5 protein-coding genes are annotated in these 4,855 nt (G+C 73.9%); 1 reads left to right on the top strand and 4 read right to left on the bottom strand.

From position 1 onward, the window contains the following. On the bottom strand, positions 1 to 1,118 hold a 1,118-nt coding region (locus A2U95_RS23715), incomplete at its 3' end, for a glycosyltransferase (RefSeq protein ID WP_166026573.1). A gap of 17 nt (positions 1,119 to 1,135) precedes the next feature. Continuing rightward, a complete protein-coding gene (locus A2U95_RS23710; protein WP_166026567.1) occupies positions 1,136 to 1,675 on the bottom strand; it encodes a WcaF family extracellular polysaccharide biosynthesis acetyltransferase in 540 nt (179 codons plus the stop codon). A gap of 227 nt (positions 1,676 to 1,902) precedes the next feature. Between A2U95_RS23710 and A2U95_RS23705 the strand changes: the two genes are divergently transcribed. Next, a complete protein-coding gene (locus tag A2U95_RS23705; protein WP_240957919.1) occupies positions 1,903 to 3,537 on the top strand; it encodes an O-antigen polysaccharide polymerase Wzy family protein in 1,635 nt (544 codons plus the stop codon). Here the strand turns inward: A2U95_RS23705 and A2U95_RS23700 are convergent. Continuing rightward, positions 3,524 to 4,276, bottom strand: coding sequence for a class E sortase (locus A2U95_RS23700; protein WP_420857044.1), 753 nt, complete (start codon positions 4,274 to 4,276; stop codon positions 3,524 to 3,526). The two genes, A2U95_RS23705 and A2U95_RS23700, sit on opposite strands and share 14 nt — an antisense overlap. A 44-nt stretch (positions 4,277 to 4,320) precedes the next feature. Next, positions 4,321 to 4,855: class E sortase (locus A2U95_RS23695; protein WP_166026565.1), on the bottom strand; the 535-nt coding region annotated here is incomplete at its 5' end.

Here is a 4,855-nt window from a genome sequence, read left to right as displayed (position 1 = left end):
CCGGGGCGGCCGGCCGCCCGGCCGTACACCTCCAGCAGTTCGCCGACCACCGCGTCGATCGAGAAGGCCTCGCCGGCCAGCCTGTGGGCAGCCGCCGAGGCCTTCCCGGCGCTGCGGGGCTCCAGCAGCTCCAGCACCGCGCCGGTGAGTCCGCCCGCCCCCTCCACCACCCGGCCCGCACCGGCCTCGCCGACCGCCGGGGCCAGGCCGTTGGAGCGCGTCACCACGACGGGCGTGCCCACCGACAGCGACTCCAGCACCGACATCGGGAACGGCTCGTCCACCGAGGGCAGCACGTGGACGTGGGCGCGGCGCAGTTCCTCCAGCACCCGGGCGGGGGGCAGCGCGCCCAGGCAGAGGACCCGGCCGGCCAGCCCCAGCTCCTCGATCCGCCGCCGCACGGCGGGCAGTTCGCCCTCGTCGGGGCCGGCGATCACGAACTCCGCGTCCGGATGCCCGCGCAGCACGCCGGGCGCGGCGTCGACGAAGTCCACCGGGCGCTTGCGGGCCTGGAGCCGGGCGGCGTACAGGATCCGCGGCGGTCCGGCGGGCAGCGGGCGCGGTTCCTGGGCGGGCACGCCGTTCACCAGGTGCACCGCGGTCGGCAGCGGGGCGCCCACCACCGCCTCCAGGGCGCGCCGCTCGTGCGCGGTGAGGTGGAGCACCGCCGCCGCGCCGCGCAGCACCCGGCGCACCGCCAGCGCGTCCAGCACCTTGGCGAGCACCCTGCCGCTGGGGTCGACCATGCCGTGGGTCTGCAGCACCAGCGGCACGCCGGCCCGTAGCGCGGCCAGCGCCACCGGCAGGGTGACCAGGTCCCGGGCGAGGTGGACGTGGACCAGGTCCGCGCCGCGCACCAGGCGTCCGGCACCGGCCAGCAGGGCGGGCGAGGTGATCCCGCTGAAGCCGAGCGGCAGCAGGCGGCGGGCCGGGTACAGCCGGGCGGGCACCCCCTCCACCTCGCGCGGCGGTGCGCCGTCGAACCCGTCGGCCAGCGCCAGGAGCCGGGGACGGTGGCCGCGGGCGGCCAGGCCGTGCGCCAGGTTGAGCGCGACCCGGACCGGTCCGCCGAAGGCGCCGGTGGGCGAGTGCAGGGTGACCGCGTGCAGCACGCGCAGCGACGTGCCGGGGGCGCTCACGCGGGTTCCTCCACCGGGCGGCGCCCACCGTCGGCGGTGAGCAGGGTGAGCCCGGGGAGGTCCTGGTGGAGCACGGCGCCCGCGCCGACCACGGCGTGCCGGCCGACCGTCGCGCCGGCCAGCACCGTGGCCCGGGCGGCTATCCAGGCGCCGTCCTCCACGGTGATCGGGGCGTTGCGGTAGCGGAAGTCGGCCGCGCGGTGGTCGTGCGACCCCGTGCAGAGTAGGGCCTCCTGGGACACGCACACGTGGCGGCCGATCGTGACCGGCTCCAGGTTGAGCAGCCAGGCGCCCTCGCCTATCCAGGTGTGGTCGCCGACGGTCAGCTTCCACGGCCAGAGCACCCGGACCCGGTGCCGGATCAGCACGCGTTCGCCCACCGTCGCGCCGAAGGCGCGCAGCAGCGCGACCCGCAGCCGCGGCGGGCACCACCAGGCCATGAAGACCAGGTTCATCACCGCGAACCACAGGGCCTGGACCAGCCTGCCCCGCCCCTTGTCGTAACCGGCCAGGGTGAACGACGAGAGATCGCGCATGTGCCGGGCCCCCTTCCCCCAGGACCGGCGGGAGACCGGCCCCCGCCGGCCTTCCCGGTCCGCCGCGCTCCCCACGCGGCGATCACAGGCTAACGGGTCGTCAGCGGTCACGGCAGGGCCTGTGGACAACCGCGGCCGCATCGTCCACGGGCCGGCCGTGGGACGGGTGGCCGCTCGTAGACTGCGAGCGATCCGGCCGGGGGGCCGGACCGGGGTGGGGGGATGCGATGACCACCGAGCGACCGGTCGCCGGGCCGCGGGGGTCCCTGGCCGAGCAGGCGCGGGACTCCGCAGGTCCGGGCGGCCCCGCCGTCGGGGGCGGCGGCGCGCGCCCGCGTGCGTGGGCCCGGCCGTTCGCGCCGCGCGCGCTGCTGACCACGGCGATGTCGGTGCCGCTGGTGCTGGGCCTGCCGCTGCTGTTGCCGCTGGTGGTGATGAACCAGCCGGGCGGTGGCGTGCGGGACACCGCGTACTGGCTGCAGGCGGGGCTCACCGCGTACTGCGGGACGCGGTTGTGCGCCATGATCCTGGCCCGCCGCCGCAAGCTGCTGCAGGCCACGTTCTGGATGTTCTGCTACATGGCGATGGGGGTGGCCCCGCTTGCGCAGGCGGTGCTGGGCCGGGTGCCGACGCCCGTGGTGGGCCCGCGGGAGGACCTGGTGCTGGCGATCGCGCTGGTGCTGTTCGGCTGCTGCGCCTTCGACCTGGGGGCCCTGCTGGCCCGGTTCCGCCCGCCGTGGCGGCGCCGGGAGGCCGAGGAGGAGCGGGACGACCGCGGCGGGGCCGGCGGGGGCGCGGAGGACGGCCCCGGGGACCGCCCGCGCCTGGTGCACCGGCGCCGCGTGCACCTGCTGACCCTGGCGGCCTTCGCCGCGGCGGCACTGCTGGTGGTGCGCCTGGGCGGACCGGCGGTCTTCTTCTCCAGCCGTCAGGAGATCACCGCCGGCCTGGAGGACGCGGGCCTGTCCGGCAACGGGTCGGAGGCGGGTCAGGCCTTCGTGCGCGGTTTCGGCACGGTGCTGCCGCTGATCGCCCTGCTGGTCCACGTCCGGATGCTGGTCACCTCCCGGCGGGCGCGGCGCAGCTGGTCGACGGTCGCCGTCCTCGTGTCGCTGTGCTGCCTCAACGCGGTGGTCAACAACCCGATATCGAACCCGCGCTACTGGTTCCTGACGGTGATGTTCGCGCTGCTGTTCACGGCCTTCCCGGTGAGCGCGGCGCTCTACCGGATGTCGCTGACGCTGGGCGTGGTGGTGGCGCTGCTGCTGTTCCCCTTCGCCGACGCCTTCCGCTACGAGGAGAACAACACCCGGCCCATCGAGACCACCTCGTTCCTGGAGCCGCTGGCGCTGAAGGACTACGACCAGATCGGGATGTTCGCCAACACGATCACCTACGTCGACTCCGCCGGGCACACCTACGGCAACCAGCTGGCGGGCTGCCTGCTGTTCGCGGTGCCGCGGTCGGTGTGGGAGGGCAAGCCCGTGGACACCGGGGTGATGGTGGGCCAGTGGATGGGCACGCGGAACACCAACCTGTCCTCACCGGTGTGGGCGGAGCTGTATGTCGACTTCGGCGCGGTGGGGATGACGGCCGGGCTGGGCCTCGTCGGGTACGCGGCCGCCCGGTTCGACCGGAGGGTGGCGAGGGCCTCCGCCGGGAGGCGGGGCCATCCGGGGCGGCTGCTGCTGGTCGTCGCCCCGCTGATCGCCGGGTACTCGTTCATCCTGCTGCGCGGGCCGCTGCTCCAGGCCACCGGAAGGGTGGCCATCGCCGCGATGTGCCTGCTGTTCGTCACCACCCGCCACGCCGACCGGGCGGTGCCCTGGGAGGGGCCGGGCGGGCGGCCTAGGAGTCCTTGATCTCCTTGGGGGGCGTGCGCCGCTCGTCGACCGGATCCACCCGGACCAGTTCGCCCCAGACGATGTAGCGGTGCTCGGACGTGTACATCGGGGTGCAGGTGGTCAGCGTGATGAACTTCCCGGGCTTCTTCCGCCCCGAGTCCGCGGGCACCGGATCCAGCACGCCGACGTTGAACTTGGAGGTCTCCGGCAGGATCTCGAAGACCTTGTAGACGTACCACTCGTCCTTGCTCTCGAAGACGATCGGGTCGCCCTCGCGGATCTTGTGGATGCCGTGGAACTTGGCCCCGTGCCCGTCGCGGTGCGCGGCCAGGGAGAAGTTGCCGTCCTTGCCGCTGGTGGGGAGCGCGGCCTCGACCGGGTCGGTGTAGTAGCCGGCCGCGCCGTCGTCGAGCACCTTGGGGTCGGTGCCCTTCTTCACCAGTATCTGGTCGTCCTCCATCGTCGGGACGTGGAGGAAGCCGATGCCGTCCTTGGTGTCCAGGCCGCCGGGCTTGCCGTCGCCGTCCATCGCCTGTTCCCACCGGTCGCGGATCCGGTCGCTCTCCCGGTCCGCCGCCCGGTCGGCGAGCAGGTTGGTCCACCACAGCGAGTAGACGACGAAGAGGCCGAGCACCACGCCGGCCGTCATCAGCAGTTCGCCCAGGAGGCCGACCAGGGTGGCCACCGGCCCCCGGGAGACACGACGACCGTTCCGCCGGTGCGCGCGCGTGTCCTCGCCGCTTTGGTCGTGCTCCACCGCTGCCACCGTGGCTGTCCCCCGTCGTGTCCCGTACCACCTTGTCACGGGTCCACCAGCGCGTCGGGCTTCCCCTCGTCACGCGGGCGTTCCTCGTCCATCTTGCCCCAGACGATCATCCGGTAGGTGCTGGTGAACTCCGGGGTGCAGGTGGTCAGTGTGATGTAGCGGCCCGGGCCGGTGAAACCCGACCCCGGTGGCACGGGGTCGAGGACGGAGATGTTGCCGGGCGAGGTGGAGGGAAGGATCGAGGTCATCCGGTACACGTAGTAGGTGTCGCGGGTCTCCACCACGATCGGGTCACCGGGCTTCAGGCGGTTGATGTAGCGGAACGGCTCGCCGTGGGTGTTGCGGTGACCGGCGAGCCCGAAGTTGCCGGACTCGTCGCCGGGCATGGCGGTCGGGATGCTCTCCTCGTCGTAGTGCCCGACCATGCCGCGGTCCAGCACCCGCTCCTTGTCGATGCCCTCGGCGACCGGCACCACCACGTCCAGGGTGGGGATGTGGAGCAGGGCGAAGCCCTGGCCGGGCTCGAAGGAGCCGGGGTCGCGCGCGCCCTTGTCCCAGTCGTCCTGGAGC

This window comes from Streptomyces chilikensis (genome assembly GCF_001642695.1).
Lineage (GTDB): Bacteria > Actinomycetota > Actinomycetes > Streptomycetales > Streptomycetaceae > Streptomyces > Streptomyces chilikensis.
Note: the sequence above shows the minus strand (reverse complement) of the source record. Positions and strands in the feature narration are given on the sequence as shown.

What these genes read in the sequence shown, in the direction of transcription:
- A2U95_RS23710 (WP_166026567.1), bottom strand. Translation starts at nt 1,675, where the DNA reads ATGCGCGATCTCTCGTCGTTCACCCTGGCCGGTTACGACAAGGGGCGG.
- A2U95_RS23705 (WP_240957919.1), top strand. Translation starts at nt 1,903, where the DNA reads ATGACCACCGAGCGACCGGTCGCCGGGCCGCGGGGGTCCCTGGCCGAG.